A 20205-nucleotide genomic window follows, 5' to 3' on the forward strand; every position below is an offset into this window, starting at 1 on the left:
GCGACAGGACCATGGACAAGTCCCGTCGTTGCAGTTCAGAAGCACTCTCTCGGGTTATTTGATCACGATGTGGAGTGTCAGGGATGGGTGGTTGAGGACGGTCAGCCGGCGTCGCCGATCAGCTTCCAGGGCTCGTGGTCGGCGTCGGCCCCGGTGCCTGGGGCACTGCCCTTCGTCTCCCACTTGGCCTTCCAGACCTTGCCGTTGTACTTGACCGTGGTCTGCTCGATCGGCTGGGTGGCCGGGGAGTAGATCTTGGTCGCGTCCCAGTTCCCGGCGCTGCAGCCACCAGCCGGCGGGGTTGCCGTACCGAGTCCCTTGAGGTTGTCGGTCGCCGGCGCGTACGCCGTACCGCCGATCGACAGACTCGTGTTCACCGGACCGGTGATCGGGAGGAAGTAGATGATCGGCAGGTCGAGCGACTTCCCGGCCGGGATGATCTGGCAGTAGTCCAGCGTCGTGCTGACCCGGTGGAACGTCGTGCCGGGCGTCAGTTTCCACTGGCCACCTTGGGCATCGGTCTGCCAGTTGGCGTCCTTGACCAGCGGTGACGTCGAGGCCGGAATGTCGAACGACAGCTTCGTGTCCTTGCCACCGCCCAGCGTGCGCCCGGTGTTGTTGGTGATCCGGACGGTCGGCTGCAACGGCCACAGGTTCGCCGTGGCGGTCGGGTAGTTGACCATCTCGACGCTCAGGTTGACGGTCACCGTCGGCGCGACACCAGCGCTGCCGGTGCGCAGGCTGGTGTCGTAGGCACCGATGTTGCCCAGCTTCTCGTTCAGCCGGGTGGTCAGCGTGTACCCCATCCCGCACGGGAGGTCCGGCTGGATGTCCGCCGGGCAGGAGTAGTCGCCGCCGAGCTCCCACATCATCACGCCGCCCGCACCGGTCGACCTGACCAGATCGGCGACCGCGTCGATGCCCTGCTCGTCCTCGGTCGACAGGAACACCTTCTTCTGGTCGTTCCACAGCCACGACGTCTTCGTGGTGTCGTCCCAGTACCTGGTGTAGTGGCCCGTGCGCCGGTCGGTGAGGTCGGTCTCCGGCGTCAGCCCGACTCTGCGTGCGTAGATCGGCGTGATGTTCTTCTCCAGGTTCTTGGTGTGCCACAGCGGGTTCGTCCCGGAGCCGAGCTCGGTGCCGTTGGTGGTCTTGTCGTGCCAGATGTTGTCGATGCCGATGGCACCGTCACCACACGGCCGTACGACGCCCGTGCCCGGCTCGCAGCCGCTCGGCTTCTGCGAGGTGCCCCACAGACCGTTGGTGCCGCCGGTGACGTTCCGCCAGCCGCGCGTGTAGTAGGGCACTCCGATGTTGACGCGCCCGGCCTGCATCGCGCCACGCATGTACTTCATCGCCCAATCGGTGTTGAAGTACCCGATGTTCCCGTACTCCGGAGTGGCGTACTGATCGGCCAGTTCCGGGTCCTTGCCGTCGTCGAACAGCGCCGCGTTCGGACCCACGACGTTGTTCCAGGTGCCGTGGTAGTCGTAGGCCATCAGGTTGGTGAAGTCCTGGTAGTCCAGCGCGGTCTGGTTGGCCATCCCGCGGGTCAGGTAGCCGGAGGCCGACGACGCCGAGGTGAGCAGGTAGTACTTGTCGTCCGCGACCGAAGCCCGGTTCAGCGAGTCCCGCAGCGTCTTCATCAACGCGGTGTACGCCGTGGGCAGACCCTTGCGGCGCGGGTTCGACACCGCCCAGTCGTTCGGATTGCCGGTGTCCTCGAGGACCGTGGGGTACTCGAAGTCGATGTCGACACCGTCGAACCCGTAGGTTCGCAGGAAGTTCACGACCGAGCTCGAGAACGTGTCGATCCCGCTCTGGTTGACCGAGCCGTCGGCGTTGGTGGTCATCGCGTAGAAGCCACCGGAACCGGCCCAGCCACCGACGGAGATCAGCGTCTTCACCCGCGGGTGCAGGCGTTTGTACTTCGTCAGCAGGTTGAAGTGCCCCTTGTAGGGCAGAGAGGGATCCATCTCGGCACCGACCTCGCCGGGCCACTCCAACCGGGTGGCGTTCGAGTCGACCTTGATCTGGTTGTTCTCCACCGACGCGAACGCGTAGTTGAGGTGGGTCACCTTCGACCACGGGATGTTCTTCACCAGGTAGTGCGGCGTGCCGTCGGCGCCCGTGCGGCCACCGTTGAAGTAGCCGACGACCCGGCGGTTCCGGCCCTGACCGAGCCATTCCCGGCCGTCACTCTGATAGACCTTGCAGTACGGCGTCGCCACGCCCGGCGTGGCCGCCAGACCGTCCGGCCGGCAGTCGCCGGACGCACCCGGCCGCGATCCGCCGTCGTCGCCACCGGGGTGCGACTCCATCGGGTCACCGACACCACCGTTGACCCCGAGATCACCGGCGCCGCCGTCGCTGCGGCCGTCCTCGCCGTAGCTCGGCACCAGCCAGCCCTCGGTATCGCCGGCTTCACTGGCCACGGCCGCCTGGTCGGCGGTGCTCGCCGTGGTACCGGAGCGGGTCAGGGCGAAGTCCTCGATCCCGTCGCCGTTCAGGTCGGCGAAGGCCCCGAAGGTGCCCTGGAACGGATCGTCGGCGCGGATCACGCCCAGCGACTGCCAGCCCTCGCTGACGCTCCACGGAGCGCCGGTGTTCTGCCAGGCCCGGACCTCACCGGTGACGTACTCGACCCGGACCGTGTCGGCCTTGCCGTCACCGGTGATGTCGGGGAAGGCGACCTGCGCACCGGGCGACTGACCCGGAGTGGCGAAACCCTCGACCTTGCCCCACCCGCCCGGAGTCGGCATTCCCTCGCCCTCGTTCCGCCAGGCGCTCGGGAAGAGCAGCCGGTTCAGCGTGATCAGGTCGTCGCGGCCGTCACCGTCGAGATCGGTGAAGTACAGCTCCGGCCAGTAGGTGAGGTCGTTCGCGACGATCGTCGCGCTGCCCCAGCTGACCTCGCCGCCACTACTGGTGTTCCGCGACATCCGCATCGCGGGGATGCCGGTCGGCGAGTCGGCCTCCGGCAGGATCCGGATGTAGTCGTCCTTGCCGTCACCGTCCAGGTCGGCGAAGTAGACCCGCGCCGGGTCGTTCCCGCGGTCGGCCGGGCTGATGTCGCCCAGCGGTACCGCGTCCTCGCGCGGGTCGTGGTTGCGCCAGCCGGTGACCCCGCCGTCCGCACCGACCACCGCGTAGTCGGCCTTGCCGTCGCCGTCCAGGTCGGGAAAGCCGATCTTCGAGCCGGTCGCGGCGGCCTCCAGGATCGTGCCGATCGGCTCCCAGACGTACGAGCGGCCGCTGATCAAGCGCTGCAGGACCGCGATCCGCACGCCTTCGGCGAAGGCCTCCGCGATCTTCCGGTGACCGGCGTCGGTCGGGTAGATCTCGTGGGTGATGTCCTCCGGGGTGACCGAGCCCAGCTCGACCAGCACCAGCCGTGCGCCGTCCCTGATCTTGGCGTAGGCGATCGTGCGCAGCGCGCTGTTGTAGGCGTCGATCCGGGCCTGGTACGTCGGGTTCGTCGACGGCGGCAGGGTCCCGAGCAGGACCGTGGTCGTCGGCGAGGTCTGGTGGATTGCGTCCAGGAAGCTCCGCATCTTCCCAGCCGTCGCCGTGCCGTCGGCACCGCCGGCCAAGTCGACCGTGCCGGCGACCAGGGTCATCAGGTTCGGCCGCAGTGTCCGCAGCGCGGGGATCGACTCGGCCTTGATGTCGTCGATGCCCTTGCCGTCGAACCCCATGTGGTCGGGGTCGCCCTGCTCGCCGTTCCTCAGCTCACCGACGAAATCCGTGCGCTTGAAGAGGGAAGCGGCCGCCGTGCCACCGACCACCGCGACGGCGGTCAGGCCCTTCAGAATCTTGTTCAGGTAGTCGCGGAAGCCAACGCCATCGATGCTGTGCACACCGGCCGTGATCCCGTCACCGGTCGGCATCACCCGGAGCTCGTCGATCGACGGGGTGGGGCCGGCCGCCCGGATCTGGCCGGCCTGGACCGGCCGGTGGTCGGAGTTGCCCTCGGGCCGGACCGTGACCGTCAGCGGTTGGTCGAAGAAGTGGGTGGTGACGAAGTAGTCCAGCTCACCACCTTCCTGGTGGGTCGCCTGATCCGCGTTGTGGATCCGCAGGTTCGGCGGGAAGCTGTCCCGGCCTTCGAGGTCCTCCGGGTCCACGTTGAAGTCGCCACCGACCGTCGCGTTGTAGGTGCGGCCGCGCTGGTTCCCGAGGGCTTCGATCCGGTCGTCGATGGCGTCCAGCATCGGCCCCGAGTCACCGCCACCGTTGGTCAGGCCGTGCATGGTGAAGTACCACTCGTCGCCGAACCGCGCACCGAGCGCGTTGCGGCCGGCGTCGATCGGGTTGCCGACGACGATCAGCTCGTCGGGCACCTCGGTCAGGACGAGCGCGATGTTGACCCGGCCGCCGATCCGGCGCGGGTTGGTCGCGTCGTCGGCGGTCTGCAGGAAGTAGACCTGACGGGTCAGAGGCCTGTCATTGCGGTCGGTGTCGACGACCCAGGTGCGGTGCAGCACGGTGAACTGGTGCGGGTTGCCCTGGCTGTCGATCGTGGTGAAGGTCTGGTCAGGCTCTGCGAAGCTGGCGAGGGGCGGGTGCGGGCCGACCTCCTGAAGCATCAGGATCGGCACCTGCAGCGCCAGCCGCCGGACCGTGTTGTACCACTTGCTGTCGTTCTGTGCTTGGTTGTTGCCCCCCTGCATGTTCCAGGTGATCATGGGCGTGGTGGCCGCGGGGAAATCGGCGGCGGCGGCGACCGGAACGACAAGTGACCCTGCCAGCCCGACTATCACCACCGCTGCGAGTATTGATCGGCGGAACAAGGGTCCTCCCCTTTCTCACGTTGGAAAACTGGCGGCTCACTCCCTCTGCGCGATCTTCGTCGGGCCGCGTGGGTGTCATGGTGGTCGACCGTTCGTGTGAATCGCTTGCCGACTGCTGTACTGGCCTGGCCAGTGCGCTACTGCTGTGACCGGGGAGGAAGTCACGCCGGAGGAGGCGCGTGGATGGCCGTGGAGATCCTGTTGCTGGGTGAGGTGGCCGCCCGGGTCGATGAGCGGGTGGTGGATCTGGGGCCTTCGCGGCAGCGGTGTGTGTTCGTGGCGCTTGCGGTGGATGCCGGCCAGGTTGTGCCGGCGGATCGGTTGGTAGGGCGGGTGTGGGGTGCCGACACCCCGCGACGGGGACGAACGGCGTTGCAGAGCCACATTTCCCGGTTGCGTGGCGTGTTCGCCGGGGCGGCGGCGATTGTGCATCGCTCGGACGGTTACCTCCTGGAGGTAGAGCAGGCGGAGCGGGTGGTGGACCTGCTCCTGTTCCGCTCGCTGCGGGACCAAGCCCGCACCGCTGGGCAGGACAGCCGGAAGGTGGTGCTGCTCACCGAGGCGTTGGGGTTGTGGAGTGGCGATCCGTTGACCGGTTTGGGCGGGGAGTGGGTGGAGAGCGAGCGTGACCGGTGGCAGCAGGAACGATGGGCCGCGGAGCAGGACCTGGTCGACGCTGCGCTACGCCTCGGTCAGGGAGAGGAGTTGGTCGCGCGACTGTCGGCGCGGACCTCGCAGCACCGGTTGGACGAACGGGTGGCCGGCCAGTACATGGTGGCGCTGCACCGTGCTGGTCGTACAGCGGATGCCTTGGACCACTTCCAGCGACTTCGGGAGCGGTTGGCCGAGGAGTTGGGCACGGATCCCGGTGTCGCGTTGCAGGACCTGCATCGGCAGATCCTGGCAGCCGATCCGCGCCTGATCCCCACACCCGCGGACACCGTGACCGCATCCGCGGACGCGATGGTCGAGCCGGTGGTGACACCTCGGCAACTGCCTGCCCCACCCACGCGGTTCGTCGGCCGCCACGACGAACTGGACCACCTCGACGCCGCACTCGCCACCATCCCGCCACCACCAGCGTCGGTTGCGTTGTCGTCGTCGGGGACCCCTGCTCCACCCACTGCCACCTCGGAGGAGGTGCCGGGCGGCAGGATAACGGTGATCTCGGCGATCGGCGGCGCCGGGGGGATCGGTAAGACCTGGCTCGCCCTGACCTGGGCTCACCGCAACCTGGATCGGTTTCCCGACGGCCAGTTGTTCGCCGACCTGCACGGCTTCACACCCACCGGCCAACCAGCACATCCCGCCGACGTGCTCAGCGGGTTCCTCGACGCGCTCGGCGTCGACCGCGACCGCCAACCCACCGACCTGGACCGCCGCAGCGAGCTGTACCGGAGCCTGGTGGCCGACAAGCGGATGCTGATCGTGCTGGACAACGCTGTCGCCACCGATCAGATCACCCCACTGCTACCCGGCAGCGGTCACTGCACGGTCGTGGTGACCAGCCGCAACCACTTGCGCGGGCTCGTCGCCCGCCACGGCGCCCGCCCGATCCGCCTGGACGTCCTCACCGACACCGAGGCCCACACCTTGCTCACCACTGCTCTCGGGGCCGACCGAACTGCGGCCGACGCACCCGCGGTGGCAGAGCTGATCGCATTGTGCGGCGGGTTCCCCCTGGCGCTGGGGTTGATCGCCGCTCGCATCACCGCCAACCCCCACCTACCCCTCGCCGACATCATCACCGAGCTCCGCACCCTCGGCCTGGACGCTCTCGACGCCGACGATCCCTCCGCCAGCCTCCCCACTGTGCTCTCCTGGTCACTGCACCACCTCACCACCCAGCAACGCCAACTGTTCGCCCTCCTGGGCATCGCCCCCGGCCCCGACACCGGCCTCCCCGCCGCCACCCACCTCCTCGATCTACCCGAACGAGACACCCACGCGGCGCTGCGAGCCCTGACCGACGCCTCCCTCATCCACCGCCTCCCCGGCAATCGCTACGCCATGCACGACCTCGTCCGCGCCTATGCCACCACCACCGCCGACAACCTGCCGGCCACGGTGCCGCAGACAGCGCTGCGAAGGATCCTCGACTTCTACACCCACACCGCCCGCACCGCCGACCGACTCCTGCACCCCCAACGCGACCCCGTCCCGTTCGACCCGCCAACCCCAGACGTCCACCCCCACCCACTGCCCGACGTTTCGGCGGCGCTGGCCTGGTTCGACACCGAACACGCCTGCCTGCTCGCCGCCCACCACACCGCCACCACGCTCGACTGGCACGCCACCGTCTGGCACCTCGCCTGGAACCTGCACACCTTCCACTACTGGCGGGGCCACCGCCACAACCGACTCGCCGTGTGGCAGGCCGCCGCCGACGCCGCCACCCACCTCCCCGACCCCACCACCCACACCCTCGCCCACCAGCACCTCGGCCTCGCCCACGCCGAGTTGGGTCACCACGAGCACGCCCTCGACCACCTGCACCAGGCCCTTGCCCTGGCCGAACACCACCACAGCCTCCTCGAGCAGGCCCACATCCACATCGCGCTCGGGTTGGCCTTGGGGCAACAGGGGGACGACCGCACAGCACTCGACCACGCCCGTGCCGCTCTCGACCTCTACCGGAACCTCGACAACCCGGTGGGGGAGGCCCGCGCACTCAGCGCTCTGGGTTGGTACGCAGCCCGCCTCGGCGACCACGACACCGCCCGCGACCACTGCCAATCCGCCCTCACCCTCCACCGACACCACCACAACCTCATTGGCGAAGCGGCCACCCTGGACAGCCTCGGCTACATCGACCACCACACCGGCCACCACACCCAAGCCATCACCCACTACCGCAACGCCCTCACCCTCCTCCGCGACCTCGGCAACACCTACGAAGTCGCCGACACCCTCGACGACCTCGGCCACCCCCACGCCGCACTCGGCCACACCGAGACCGCCCGCACCGTGTGGCGCGAAGCCGTCCAGCTGTACCGGGAACAAGGCCGCCACAACGACGCCGCACGCGTACAACACCAACTCGACAACCTCGACCATCCACCCAAAGACAACTCCGTCGGTACATAAACCAGAACACTGCCGACCTGGGTTGACCTGTATCCGGCGGTTCCTCGACGGACAGGGCCTCGATCCGGACGTGGTGACGGCGGTGCAACCGCGCCTCGTCCTCCGGGAATCCGCATGACGATCCGGACCGCGGGCCCGTGAACGAGAGGCCACCAATGCCGACACCGCGCAACGTTCTCGGACTGGCTGCGGTGTTCGCCGCAAGCGTTACCCCCGGTAACGAGCAGTTCAACGCTGGTGGTGTGATCACTGCGTGGCCGAGGTGGGAGATCCGAAAGAAATGGTGTCCGGTGCGCGCGTGGGTGCCGATGGCATCCGGTGGCGTGCCCACTTGTTCACAAGTATGACCAGTGCGCGCTGATTTTGTTCACAAGTATGACCGGGCCGTATTCTTCGCTGAAGCCCCCAGGGCAGTTTCGTGATCAGTTTGGGCGGCGCTGACCTGGGCGTTCGATTGATTCGATGCCTCATTGCAGGTCGCTACCCCAGAATTAGCCGTTGACCTGGCCCGGCGGACCTCATAGCATTCGGCGGGCAAACGGTTTCCTGTCCGAATGGCGCAACGAAGCACCCAGGGGGCACCGTGTTTGTCGCTTTCCCGTCGGCCGGTTCAGGTCGGGGTCGACGCACTCTGGCGTTTCTTGCTTTCGTCAGGGTCGCATTCCTGCGCCAGTGAACCCGATCGATGCCCGCAATGCTCCGCCGCGCATAAAGGGCCACGGTCGAGCACCTTCTCCCCCAGAGCGTTGAGAAGTGGAGTTGTCATGGGTACACCGGAGCAGCCTGCAGGCACGCGGTTAGCAAGACCGCGTGGCATCCGCAGGGGATTGATCGCGGCGGCGGCCGCGACCGCGCTGGCCGCCACGCTCGCGGCGTGGCCGAACGCCACGCCGGCGGACGCAGCGGTCGGCGCGGGGACGTACACGGTGAAGAACGGGGGCAGTGGGCAGTGTCTCGACGCGCCGGGGTCGAGCCCGACGAGTGGTGTGCAGCTCCAGCAGCAGGCGTGCGCCGGCGGTAGTGGCCAGGAGTGGACGCTGACCGCGGTCAGCGGCGGGTTCCGGATCGCGTTGGCCGTCGGTGGCCTGTGCGTCGGTGTGCGGGACGCGTCGACCAGTGCGGGCAAGCCGATCCAGTTGGAGGCGTGCACCGGCGCCGCCAGCCAGACCTGGGCGGTGACCGCGAGCGGTAGCAACTACCGGGTGGTCAACGCCAACGGTGGCAAGTGCATGAACATCAAGGACAACTCCACGTCGGCCGGCGCGTTGGTGCAGACCAACTCCTGCGACAGCGTCGCCACCAAGCAGTGGACGTTCACCCCGACCACCGGCGGGCCGACCTCGACCACCACCAGCACCAGCACGACGACCAGCACGACCACGACAACGACGACCACCACGACTACCACCACGCCGCCGGGCTCCGCGCTGTACGTGTCGCCGAACGGCAGCGACAGTGCGGCGGGGACGGTGTCGGCTCCGACCACCCTCACTTCGGCGATCGGCCGTGTCGGCTCCGGTGGGACGATTCTGATGCGTGGTGGGACGTATCGGTTCTCGCAGACGGTGATGATTCCGCAGGGCAACAACGGTATGTCGGGTGATCGTACGGAGTTGTTCGCGTACCCCGGTGAGACGCCGGTGTTGAACTTCTCGGCACAGGCCGAGGACCCGGCCAACCGCGGGCTCGCGGTGAACGGCAACTACTGGCACGTCCGCGGCATCATCGTCGAGCGGGCCGGTGACAACGGGATCTTCGTCGGTGGCAGTAACAACATCTTCGAGCGCACGATCACGCGCTTCAACCGGGACACGGGCCTGCAACTGTCGCGGATGCTGTCGAGCACGCCGAAGGACCAGTGGCCGGCGAACAACCTGATCCTGAGTGCGGAGTCGCACGACAACGCGGACTCCGATGGTGAGGACGCGGACGGGTTCGCCGCGAAGCTGACGTCGGGTCCGGGCAACGTGTTCCGGTACGCGGTGGCGCACAACAACATCGACGATGGTTGGGATCTGTTCACCAAGACGGACACGGGTCCGATCGGTGTGGTGACGATCGAGGATTCGTTGGCGTACGAGAACGGCACGTTGAGCAACGGCGGTCAGGCGGGCAACGGTGACCGCAACGGCTACAAGCTGGGCGGCGAGGACATCGGGGTCAACCACGTGATCCGCCGCAACATCGCCTACGACAACGGCAAGCACGGGTTCACCTACAACCGCAACCTGGGCACGATGACCGTGTCGAACAACCTGAGCATCGACAACGCCGAGCGCAACTTCACCTTCGACGGCGGCTCCTCGGTGTTCCGCAACAACACGTCCTGCCGCAGCGGCAGCGGGACCAACGACCGCATCGTCGGCAACTCCGACACCTCCAACCAGTTCTGGATGGGCTCCAACGGTTCCCGGTGCGCCAACTACACCGGTGCCCTGGGCTGGTCCTACGCCTCCGACGGCCGCCTCGCCGTGACCCTCGGCGGCAAGCCGGTCACGCTGTAGCCGGACCGGGTTCGACGGGTCGGGCCAGTACGGTGCCGTACTGGCCCGACCCGGTGCCGCACCGGACGTCGAGGCGGAGATCTGTACGTGGTCCGTCCTGCCCGAGGGCGTGGACGGCCTCGCCGCCGGGATCGCGGCGGAACTGCGTTGGGCGGCACACCGCCTGGGAGAACTCGCGTGAAGCCGCTCGTGGTGCTGAACGTGGCGGGCATGACGCCCGCCCTGCTGCCGCACATGCCGAACCTGAGCGCACCGGGGGATCGGGGTGGCGGGCCGGGTTGGGCACCGTACTGCCCGCCGTGACGTGCTCGGTGCAGTCGACGTTCCTCACCGGGCTCACCCCGGCACGGCACGGGATCGTCGGCAACGGCTGGTACTTCCGCGACCTGGGTGAGGTGTCGCTGTGGCGGCAGCACAACCGGCTCGTCGGCGGTGAGAAGCTGTGGGAGACCGCGCGGCGGCGTGCGCCCGCCCGTGCTGCACGACGACCTGGTCGCCGAACTGGGTGGGTTCCCGCTGTTCCAGTACCGGGGACCCACCGCCGGCTTGCGTTCCAGCGAGTGGATCGGCGGCACCCACGGCCGCCTACCCGACACGACACCCCGAACACGGACCCGTCCTGCTGTCCTCCGACACCAACTCCCCGACCGTCGTCGAACGCACCGGCCACCTGCCCGCCACCGCCATCCGAGACGTCCTCCTGCCCAGACGAGGCATGCACTTGATCCGCAGCAACCAGCTCCGCTCCTCGGTGTTCCGCAACGTGCCCGGCACCGGGTTCATCGAGGAGGCGTTCCGCACAGCGCGCTCCGCGGACCCCGCCGCCAAGCTCTGCTACAACGACTACAACATCGAGGACTGGAACGCGGCCAAGACGCAAGGCACGTACAACATGGTCCACGACGTCAAGTCGCGCGGCGTACCGATCGACTGCGTCGGATTCCAGGCGCACTTCGGAAGTGGCGGGCAGCCCAGCAGCTTCCAGACGACGTTGGCCAACTTCGCCGCGCTCGGCGTGGACGTCCAGATCACCGAACTCGACATCAAGGACGCGCCGTCGAGCGCCTACGCCAACACCGTCCAGACCTGCCTGAACGTGTCGCGCTGCACCGGCATCACCGTCTGGGGCATCCGGGACAGCGACTCCTGGCGCGTGCGCGAGAAACCGCTGCTGTTCGACGGCAGCGGCAACAAGAAGGCTGCCTACGGCGCGGTGCTCGCCACGTTGAACGGCACCGGTGACCTCCCGTCACGGGTTGTCAGCCTGCGTGCGCACGCCAACGGCAGGATCGTTGCCGCGGACGACGCGGGTGGCAGCCCGTTGATCGCCAACCGCACCACGATCGGACCGTGGGAACAGTTCGACCTCATCGGCTGACAACACCATCAGAAGACCTCAACGACGAGGGGGAAGGCGCCGGCGGCGACTACATCCGGTGGCCCTGGCGAATGGGCCTGCTCACGCAAACCAACTCACCTTGTTGACCCCACCGTCCACGACGGCCCAGCACATCCCGCGGAGGGTGAACAACTCCCTCCGCGGGGTAGTGCGTGATGCTGGAGCTATAGCGAGAAGCGATCGAACGCACTGGGAGCAACGCGGATGTCGCGCCAGAGGCGGGTTCTGGCCAGGCCACCTCGATGCGCCACACCCGAGACCATGAACAGTGTCGCCGGGCCGGTCGGGGATGCGACCGAGCACGGCCAGCGCGTCGCGTCCCTGAGCTTCGTCGGACTCGGTGCGCAGCCGCCCGCACCGGAACGTGGCCTCGCCAAGTGTGCGGCGTACCCACCCACCCCTACACCCGCGAGCTGCTGTCCTCCGTACCTGTTGATCACTGCGATCGGCGGCGGACGACTGGGTCCTTTGACATCGACGTTGCCCCAGTGCCCTCGAAGGCGGTCCAGGAGGTCGAGGTGGCCTTCGGCGGACTGGCCGTCGGCTCTGCCAGGGCGAACGCCATCCTTCATCAGGGGTCAGCGCGGGCGCATGATCAGTGCGGCCACGTAGTAGGCGCAGACCTCGTCGGTGGTGTTGGCGAACCCGTGCGCCTGGTCTGCTTCGAAGTAGGTCGAGTCCCCTACCGCGAGGTCGATCACCCGGCCGCCCACAGTGAGCCGAAGTGTGCCCTGCTCGACCGCGACGTACTCGTGCGACCCCCTGGCGTACGCCGGAAACGCGCCCGCGTCGCAGCCCGCCGGCAGGGTCACGCGCACCAGTTCGAAGTTCACCCCGGCGACCACCGGCGAGACAACGACGCGTTCCCAGCCCGCCGCGTGCACCGTTCGTTCCTGGTCCGCGCGGCGGCGGACCACCACCCTGCGGTCGCCGATGTCCTCCAGCAGTGCGATCAGCGGAACGTCCAACCCCTCGGCGATCCGGGCCAGCACTGTCACGGTCGGCGCCTTCTCCGCGCGCTCCACCGCTGACAGCATGCTCACGCTGACCGAACACCGTTCGGCGAGGGCGGACAGGGTGAGGCGTCGCTCACCGCGCAGACGTTGGATGCGGTCGGCGAGTTCCGTCAGCTCAAACATAGCGCTATAGTAGAACTATGAACACTATAGTGGAAATCGAAGTTCGCGAGGCGTGGCCGTCGGACCTGGACGCGGTCACCGCGATCTACGCGGGCTACGTGCTGGAGACCACCGTGTCGCTCGCCGAGGCACCTCCGACGAGAGCCCGGTGGGGCGAGCGGTACTGGGATCTCGCCGGCCGAGGGCTGCCGTTCCTCGTCGCCGAACTGGCGGGCGAGGTCGTGGGCATGGCGTTCTGCTCGCCGTGGAAGACCAAGAGCGCGTACCGCTTCACCGTGGAGAGTTCGATCTACCTCAGCCCACGCGCGGCAGGGCGCGGAATCGGCACCGCGCTGCTGGAAGGGCTGCTCGACCGCTGTGCCGACGCGGGTGTGCGCGAGGTGATCGCGGTGATCGTGGACAACGGCAACCCGGCATCGCAGCGGCTGCACCGGCGGTGCGGTTTCACCGTCGCCGGTCGCCTGCGTGGCGTCGGCGTGAAGCACGGCGAGACACTGGACACGGTACTGATGCAGCGGCACCTGTCCGGCGGCGGAGTTCTCGCCAGGCGAACGCCCGCTTAGAAGGTGGCGAGTCCGGCTTCTTCGGCGTTGTTGCGCAGCACCGAGCCCCTCGATCTGCGCCGCCGTGGATATCGCGCCAGCCGACAGAGGACGGAGTCTGCGTTGGGCGCGGAGCCGCGCGGGAGGCTGCTCGGCCTCCTGCGGGACGAGGTGACGACGTGTGGTGCGCCGCGCAAGTGGCTCCGGTCGAGGAGTCAGGTTCCGAATCCGGTACGAACGCGCTGCCGGTCATGCCGGCGGCCACGAGTAGGTATCGGGTTCGGCCGCCTCCGCGTCCGGCCAGTGCGCGTGCGGCACGAACCGCCCGCCTTGCCTCCACCTTGATCTCCGGTCGCCGGACCGCGACGTAACCACGGACCATCCGGTAGGACACGTCGGTCATCCGTGCTCGTCCTACGGGTTCGACGGCGGCGCCCCCAGGATGACGTTCACCGCGGATGCCGACGCCGACCGGGGAGCTCGACTGTTCCTCACTGTCCGGCCGCTACTCGGCTCGGCGTCGAAGCGGGCCAAGGTTCGTACGACATCACGCTCGGGGCGTTCCGTCCGATGCGGAGACCGCGCCCCGAACGTCCAGGTCAAATCGAGTCTTGCAAGCAGCGTCGCGCGGTGGGCCCTCACCGCGACAGGAAGACCGACACCGGTTGACAGGTCCCGGATGCCACCGCCGAGCCGTAGATCGCCGTGTGCACCCTGGCGCCGTTGAAGCCCGCCCAGGCTCTACGGTCCGGCACCCCGCGCCCGCCCCGGACGATCCTTTGATCGGTCGCCAAGTTACTATTTCCGCGTTCATCACCATGAACATTCGATAGCACATTTGTTCACCGTGGTGAACTCGAAGTGGTTTTACGACGACTATTGCGCGCTCCGGGAAGCTGCGTTAACGTCGCCCACTGGGAGCGTTCCCAGCTAAGGTTCCGCCGTTCAGAGGCGTGAACAGCGGTGGACCGGTTGCGTTGGTGACCTATTTGCCCGCAAGGAGGTGTGCATGGGTTCGCGCAGTGGTGGCCATTTCCGCAAATCCGCCCTCGCCGTGCTGGTCACGGCCGTGCTCGCCGCCTTGTCGGCCAGTCCGGTGCACGCGGCGCCCACCAGGTACGAAGCCGAGACCTCACCGGCGGCGTGCGCCGGCACCATCGACACGAACTGGTCCGGGTACACCGGTTCCGGCTTCTGCAACGGCGACAACGCCATCGGGGCGTACGCGCAGTTCACCGTCAACGCCTCCAGCGCGCGCACTGCGGCGGTCGGCATCCGGTTCGCCAACGGTGGCAGGACCGCGCGGCCGGTGAACCTGGTCGTCAACGACTCCACGGTCGCGTCGCCGTCGTTCGAGAGCACGGGCGCGTGGAGCACCTGGCTCACTAAGACGGTGACCGTCACCCTGAGATCGGGCGGCAACACCATCCGGCTGGACCCGATCACCTCGGCCGGTCTGCCGAACCTGGACCACCTCGACGTCGAGGTGGGAGCCAATCTGCCGAGCAGCTTCCAGTGGCGGTCCAGCGGTGTGCTCATCGGGCCGAAGTCGGACGCCACGCACAACATCCGCGCCGTGAAGGACCCGTCGGTCGTTCACCACAACGGCCGCTACCACGTGTTCGCCAGCACCACCAACAACAACGGCGGGTACAGCGTGGTGTACCTGAACTTCACGGACTGGTCGCAGGCGGGCTCGGCACAGCACCACTACCTGGACCGGACCGCGATCGGTGGCGGGTACAAGGCGGCGCCGCACGTGTTCTACTTCGCGCCGCAGCGCCTGTGGTGCCTGGTCTTCCAGACCGGTGACAACGCGGCGTACTCGACGACATCGGACATCTCGAACCCGCAGTCGTGGAGTGCGCCGAAGAAGTTTTACGCCAACGGGATGCCGCAGATCATCCGGGACAACATCGGCGACGGCTACTGGGTCGACTTCTGGGTGATCTGCGACAGCACGAAGTGCCACCTGTTCTCCAGCGACGACAACGGGCACCTGTACCGCTCGGAGACCACGGTCGCCAACTTCCCGAACGGGATGACCAACACCGTGATCGCCTTGCAGGACACGAAGTTCAAGCTGTTCGAGGCACCCAACGTCTACAAGGTGACGGGCAGCGACAGCTACCTGCTGGTCAACGAGGCGATCGGCTCGGACGGCAAGCGCTACTTCCGGTCCTGGACCTCGCCCACGATCACGGGGTCGTGGACCGCGCTCGCCGACACCGAGGCCAACCCCTTCGCCCGGTCGAACAACGTCGCCTTCGACGGCACCGCGTGGACCAGGGACATCAGCCACGGCGAGATGATCCGCAACGGCATCGACCAGACGATGACCATCAGTTCGTGCAACCTGCGCTACATGTACCAGGGCAAGGACCCCAACGCGAACGACTCCTACAACTTCCTGCCATGGCGCCTGGGTGTGCTGACGCAGACGAACTCCACCTGCTGACCGCCGCCGCGGTCACCGAGGAGGATCAACGCTGAGGTTGACACTGCTCGCGACGGGCGTCCTCACCGAACGGCCCGTGGCTTCGACTTCGGCGGCTCCTCGGTGTTCCGGAACAACACCTCGTGCAACATCGTCATCCGTAACCCGACCATCCACCACGTCGACACGGGCGAGAGGGACGGCATCACCGTCCAGAAGAACAGCACCAACGTCTGGGTCGACTACAACGAGTTCTACAAAACGAGTTCTACACCATGAACAACTGGTTCCGGACTGCTTGGGGGCGTTCCCGGACATGACGCGCGCTGCTGATTCCGCCAGTCCGCCGCGGTCGGCGTCGTTTGGACCGTTGCCCAACAGTGCTGTTCGCAAGGAGGCGACGCATGATTCTGCGCATGGGCAAGCACACCAGAAGTCGGACCGCCGGTATTGCCGCGGCCGTGTCGGTGGCGGCTCTGACCGGAGGCTTGGTGATGGCGGTCGGCACCAATGCCAACGCGGCGGTCGGGTGCCGAGTGGACTACACCGTGACCAAATCAGTGGCAGGGCGGTTTCGGTGCCAACGTGACGGTGACCAACCTGGGCGACGCGGTGTCGGGCTGGACGCTGGAGTGGTCGTTCCCGGCGGGGCAGAAGGTGACGCAACTGTGGGGTGGCGAATTCTCCCAGTCCGGCAGTGCGGTGACGGTGCGCAACGCGAGCTACAACGGCTCGCTGGCCACGGGCGCGTCGGTCACGCCGGGCTTCAACGGCTCCTGGTCGGGGTCGAACCCGGCCCCGTCGTCGTTCAAGCTCAACGGCGTGGTGTGCACTGGCTCGTCCACCGGCACCAGCACCTCAACCCCAACGTCGACCACTACTACTACCACCACGACGTCCCAGCAGCCGGGCGGTGGTGACGGCAGCGGCCCGTGGCCGAGCGACACCGGCAGCGTGAAGATCACCGACACCCGTGAGACCGGGTCGTACTTCAACGGTGGGATGAAGCGGTACTACGGCATCGGTGACGGTGGTCAGGGTGAGAGCCAGGACCCGATGTTCGTGGTGGCCAACGGCGGCACGATCGAGAACGTGATCATCGACGCGCCCGCGGGCCACGATCGTCCCTTCGTGAGCAGGCGTGCGGTGTTCCGGCGAAGGTGGCGGCCGGGTCGTGCCGAACCCGACGTAGTCTCGCCTTTGGTGGCTAGCTTGGGTCCATGAGGTTGCTGCTGTGGCTCGTGCTGGTCTGCCTGTGCGGGGCGGGCGGGGCGGAGCTGCTGGGGCTGGCCTCCGGTGTCGTGATCGCCGCCTGTGCCGACGACAGTCCCGTCACCCGGCGTGCCCGACACGGGCTCGGCGACGTTCGATGACCTGCGTGGTCAGATGCGGTCAGGGGAGGGGGAGATCCGGCGGGATCTGGAGTGCGACGGTGATCAGTGAGTGGATGCGGGTGGCGATCGCGGCGAGCAGGCCGTGCATCTCCGGGGAGGCGGTCTCGGCGGCGGCCTGGAGGGTGCGCAGGTCCTCGTCGATGCGCTCCATGATCTCGGTGATGTCGGTCCGGCCGGCGGTGAGTGCGGTGGAAATCTCCTCTAGAGGAACTCCCTGGACCTCCAGGCGTTGGACGAGGTGGATGCGGTCGACGTCGGTGGGGTGGTAGAGCCGGTAGTTGCCGGCGGTGCGCTTGGCGGGCGTGAGCAGGCCCAGGGTGGTGTAGTAGTCCACGGTGCGCGGGCTGACCTGGGCGCGTGCGGCGAGTTCGCCGATCTTGAGCAGGACGTCGGTCACACAGGCCCCCTCCGTCGAACACTCACAGTGAACCGTACAGTTGTACGTGTTAGTATGAAGTGTGCCTGATGGAACCGACATAGACGGTTGCAGTAGTCGGCCGGGTGGGGCCCGGCTGAACTCCTCTTCCACGGCGGTTGCGCCGTGTTGATCTTTTCCGGGTTGTTGGCGATCGTGGCCCTCACCGCGGCCACCGGGTACTTCGTGGCCCAGGAGTTCGCCTACATGGCCGTGGACCGGGGCCGGCTGCGGCAGATGGCGGAGGCGGGCGACAAGGGCGCCGAGCGGGCCTACCGGGTCACGCAGCGCCTGTCGTTCATGCTCTCCGGCGCGCAGTTCGGCATCACCGTGACCGCGTTGTTGGCCGGGTACGTGGCCGAGCCGTTGCTGGGTACGGGGTTGGCGGGCGTGTTGGGCGTGACCGGGCTGCCGACGGCGGTTGCGGTGTCGCTGTCGATGGCGTTGGCGCTGGTGTTCGCGACCGTGGTGCAGATGGTGCTGGGTGAGTTGTTCCCCAAGAACTTCGCGATCGCCAAGCCGGAGGTCCTGGCCACGGCGCTCAGTTCGTCCACGTTGGTGTACTTGAAGGTCGCGGGGCCGTTGATCCGGCTGTTCGACGCGGCGGCGAACAAGTTGCTGCGGTCGGTGGGCATCGAGCCGGTCGAGGAGCTGCCGCAGGGCGCCACTTCCGAGGACCTGAGGCAGATCATCGGTGACGCGAACGAGCAGGGGCACCTTGATCCCGAGTTGTCGCAGTTGTTGGAGCGCGGGCTGGGGTTCCGCGAGTTGGTGGCCGAGCAGGCCATGACGCCGCGGGTCTCGGTGCACACGATCCAGGCCGGGGAGCCGGTGTCGCGCGTGGTCGAGCTGTTGGACACCGGGCACTCCCGCTTTCCGGTGGTGGGCGACGACCTGGACGACCTGCGTGGCGTGGTCGGGTTGGCCGAAGTGCTGACCGTCGAACCGGACAAGCGTGCGGACACCCCGGTCGGCGACATCGCCTCGCCGGCGCTGGTGGTGCCGACGACGTTGCCGTTGCCGGCCGTGCTGGAGCGGCTGCGCGCCGAGCACCGGCAGTTGGCGTGCGTGGTGGACGAGTTCGGCGGGTTCGCCGGCGTGGTGTCGCTGGAAGACCTGGCCGAGGAGCTGGTCGGGGAGATCCACGACGAGGACGATCTGGTGCAGGACGCCATCGAGCCGCTGAGCGAGCACGTGTGGCGGGTGCCGGGGCGGATGCGGGTGGACGAGGTCGCCGACGCCACCGACGTCGAGCTGCCCGCCCACGACAGCTACGACACCGTCTCCGGGCTCGTGCTGCACCAACTGGGCCGCACCGCGTCCGTCGGTGACCAGCTGGAGCTGGACGGCGTGTCGATCCGGGTCGTGGAGGTCGCCCGCAACGTGCCCGCGGCGGTTGTGCTGACCGAGCGGGCGCGGGACCGGGAGGAAGCCCGATGAGCACGACCTGGTCCCTCCTGGTGTCGGTGTTCCTGTTGGTGGCCAACGCCTTCTTCGTCGCCGCCGAATTCGCGCTGGTCGCGGCCAAGCGGCACCGCTTGGAGGCGGCGGCCGAGGACAGCCGGGCCGCGCGGGCGGCGGTGGCCGGTGTGCGTGAGCTGTCGTTGATGCTGGCCGGTGCGCAGTTGGGCATCACCCTGTGCACGCTGGGTTTGGGCGCGTTGGCCAAGCCCGCCGTGGCCGATCTGTTCGACCCGTTGTTGCGGGCGACGGGGCTGCCGGACGGCGTGGCGTACGGGATCGCGTTCGCGTTGAGCCTGATGCTGGTGGTGTTCCTGCACATGGTGGTCGGCGAAATGGCGCCGAAATCCTGGGCGATCTCGCACCCCGAGCGGTCGGCGCTGTTGCTGGCGCTGCCGTTCCGCGGGTTCGCCCGGTCGGTGCGGTGGGTCCTCAGTGGACTGAACCACACCACGAACGGCTTGCTGCGGCTGCTGAAGGTGCAGCCGCAGGACGAGCTGGCGCAGGCGCACCGGCCGGAGGACCTGCGGATGCTGGTCCGCCAGTCCGCCGAGCACGGCCTGATCCCCGAGGGCCAGCAGAAGCTGTTGACCCGCATGTTGCAGCTCCAGCAGACCACCGTGGCCCAGGTGATGGTGCCGATCGAGCAGGCCGTCAGCGTCACCGAGCACACCGGCGCGGCGGCGGTCGAGCGGCGCAGCCGCGAGTCCGGGCGGTCGCGCTTCCCCGTGATGGACATGCACGGCCGTTACGTCGGCCTGGTGCACATCCGGGAAGCCGTGCGGGCAATCGCGGCCGGCGAGCCGAGGAAGGCCCGCGACCTGATGACCACCCCGCTTACCCTGCCCGTGGACCTGCCCGTCGCCCAGGCGGTGACCGCCATGCGCGGCAGCCGCGCCCAACTCGCACTCGTGGCCGACAGCGACCACGTCGTGGGCATCGCGGCGCTGGAAGACCTCCTCGAAGAGCTGATCGGCGACTTCGAGGACGAGACCGACCCGGTAGTTCGCACCTCCTGAGAATCCCCACACCCC

15 protein-coding genes are annotated in these 20205 nt (G+C 67.9%); 12 read left to right on the top strand and 3 right to left on the bottom strand.

What is annotated here, in order from left to right:
* Positions 1–101: 101 nt before the first annotated feature.
* On the bottom strand, positions 102–4766 hold the full coding sequence (locus tag RIN75_RS15120; protein WP_309112541.1) for a glycosyl hydrolase family 18 protein: 4665 nt from the start codon (positions 4764–4766) through the stop codon (positions 102–104).
* A 210-nt stretch (positions 4767–4976) separates the two neighbouring features.
* On the opposite strand from RIN75_RS15120, the gene RIN75_RS15125 reads away from it, so the two are divergent.
* The 5 genes from RIN75_RS15125 to RIN75_RS15140 all read left to right on the top strand — a co-directional run bounded on the left by RIN75_RS15125 (position 4977) and on the right by RIN75_RS15140 (position 11762).
* A complete protein-coding gene (locus tag RIN75_RS15125) occupies positions 4977–7880 on the top strand; it encodes a BTAD domain-containing putative transcriptional regulator (RefSeq protein WP_309112542.1) in 2904 nt (967 codons plus the stop codon).
* 827 nt (positions 7881–8707) lie between these two features.
* Entirely contained in the window at positions 8708–10384 is a 1677-nt protein-coding gene (locus tag RIN75_RS15130) for an RICIN domain-containing protein (RefSeq protein WP_309112543.1), read from the top strand.
* Positions 10385–10561: 177 nt separating this feature from the next.
* Positions 10562–10687: a hypothetical protein gene (locus RIN75_RS44090; protein ID WP_375295962.1), complete on the top strand. Its 126-nt coding sequence runs from the start codon at positions 10562–10564 to the stop codon at positions 10685–10687.
* A gap of 8 nt (positions 10688–10695) precedes the next feature.
* Positions 10696–11109 carry an alkaline phosphatase family protein gene (locus RIN75_RS44095; RefSeq protein ID WP_375295970.1) on the top strand — a complete coding sequence of 138 codons (414 nt, stop codon included), beginning with the start codon at positions 10696–10698 and terminating at the stop codon, positions 11107–11109.
* Positions 11100–11762 carry an endo-1,4-beta-xylanase gene (locus RIN75_RS15140; protein ID WP_309112544.1) on the top strand — a complete coding sequence of 221 codons (663 nt, stop codon included), beginning with the start codon at positions 11100–11102 and terminating at the stop codon, positions 11760–11762. Before RIN75_RS44095 ends, RIN75_RS15140 begins: the two co-directional genes overlap by 10 nt.
* A gap of 599 nt (positions 11763–12361) precedes the next feature.
* On the opposite strand, the gene RIN75_RS15145 is transcribed toward RIN75_RS15140, so the two are convergent.
* Positions 12362–12922, bottom strand: a complete 561-nt coding sequence (locus tag RIN75_RS15145; protein WP_309112545.1) for an XRE family transcriptional regulator — start codon at positions 12920–12922, stop codon at positions 12362–12364.
* Positions 12923–12939: 17 nt separating this feature from the next.
* Between RIN75_RS15145 and RIN75_RS15150 the strand changes: the two genes are divergently transcribed.
* The 5 genes from RIN75_RS15150 to RIN75_RS15170 all read left to right on the top strand — a co-directional run bounded on the left by RIN75_RS15150 (position 12940) and on the right by RIN75_RS15170 (position 17274).
* Positions 12940–13485 carry an N-acetyltransferase family protein gene (locus tag RIN75_RS15150; protein ID WP_309112546.1) on the top strand — a complete coding sequence of 182 codons (546 nt, stop codon included), beginning with the start codon at positions 12940–12942 and terminating at the stop codon, positions 13483–13485.
* A 988-nt stretch (positions 13486–14473) separates the two neighbouring features.
* On the top strand, positions 14474–15922 hold the full coding sequence (locus tag RIN75_RS15155; protein ID WP_309112547.1) for a non-reducing end alpha-L-arabinofuranosidase family hydrolase: 1449 nt from the start codon (positions 14474–14476) through the stop codon (positions 15920–15922).
* Between the two features lie 24 nt (positions 15923–15946).
* Positions 15947–16180: a hypothetical protein gene (locus tag RIN75_RS15160; protein WP_309112679.1), complete on the top strand. Its 234-nt coding sequence runs from the start codon at positions 15947–15949 to the stop codon at positions 16178–16180.
* Between the two features lie 306 nt (positions 16181–16486).
* The gene (locus RIN75_RS15165; RefSeq protein WP_309112548.1) at positions 16487–17125 is read left to right on the top strand and encodes a cellulose binding domain-containing protein; all 639 of its coding nucleotides are present in this window, start codon (positions 16487–16489) and stop codon (positions 17123–17125) included.
* Positions 17122–17274 carry a hypothetical protein gene (locus RIN75_RS15170; RefSeq protein WP_309112549.1) on the top strand — a complete coding sequence of 51 codons (153 nt, stop codon included), beginning with the start codon at positions 17122–17124 and terminating at the stop codon, positions 17272–17274. The genes RIN75_RS15165 and RIN75_RS15170 overlap by 4 nt, the downstream gene beginning before the upstream one ends.
* Positions 17275–17293: 19 nt before the next feature.
* On the opposite strand, the gene RIN75_RS15175 is transcribed toward RIN75_RS15170, so the two are convergent.
* Positions 17294–17692 (bottom strand): MerR family transcriptional regulator, encoded by a 399-nt coding sequence (locus RIN75_RS15175; RefSeq protein ID WP_309112550.1) that lies wholly within the window; start codon positions 17690–17692, stop codon positions 17294–17296.
* 144 nt (positions 17693–17836) lie between these two features.
* On the opposite strand from RIN75_RS15175, the gene RIN75_RS15180 reads away from it, so the two are divergent.
* Positions 17837–19150, top strand: coding sequence for a hemolysin family protein (locus RIN75_RS15180; protein ID WP_309112551.1), 1314 nt, complete (start codon positions 17837–17839; stop codon positions 19148–19150).
* Positions 19147–20190: a hemolysin family protein gene (locus RIN75_RS15185; RefSeq protein ID WP_309112552.1), complete on the top strand. Its 1044-nt coding sequence runs from the start codon at positions 19147–19149 to the stop codon at positions 20188–20190. The genes RIN75_RS15180 and RIN75_RS15185 overlap by 4 nt, the downstream gene beginning before the upstream one ends.
* Positions 20191–20205 lie beyond the last annotated feature (15 nt).

The sequence above is a fragment of the Saccharothrix sp. genome (genome assembly GCF_031180885.1).
Lineage (GTDB): Bacteria > Actinomycetota > Actinomycetes > Mycobacteriales > Pseudonocardiaceae > Actinosynnema.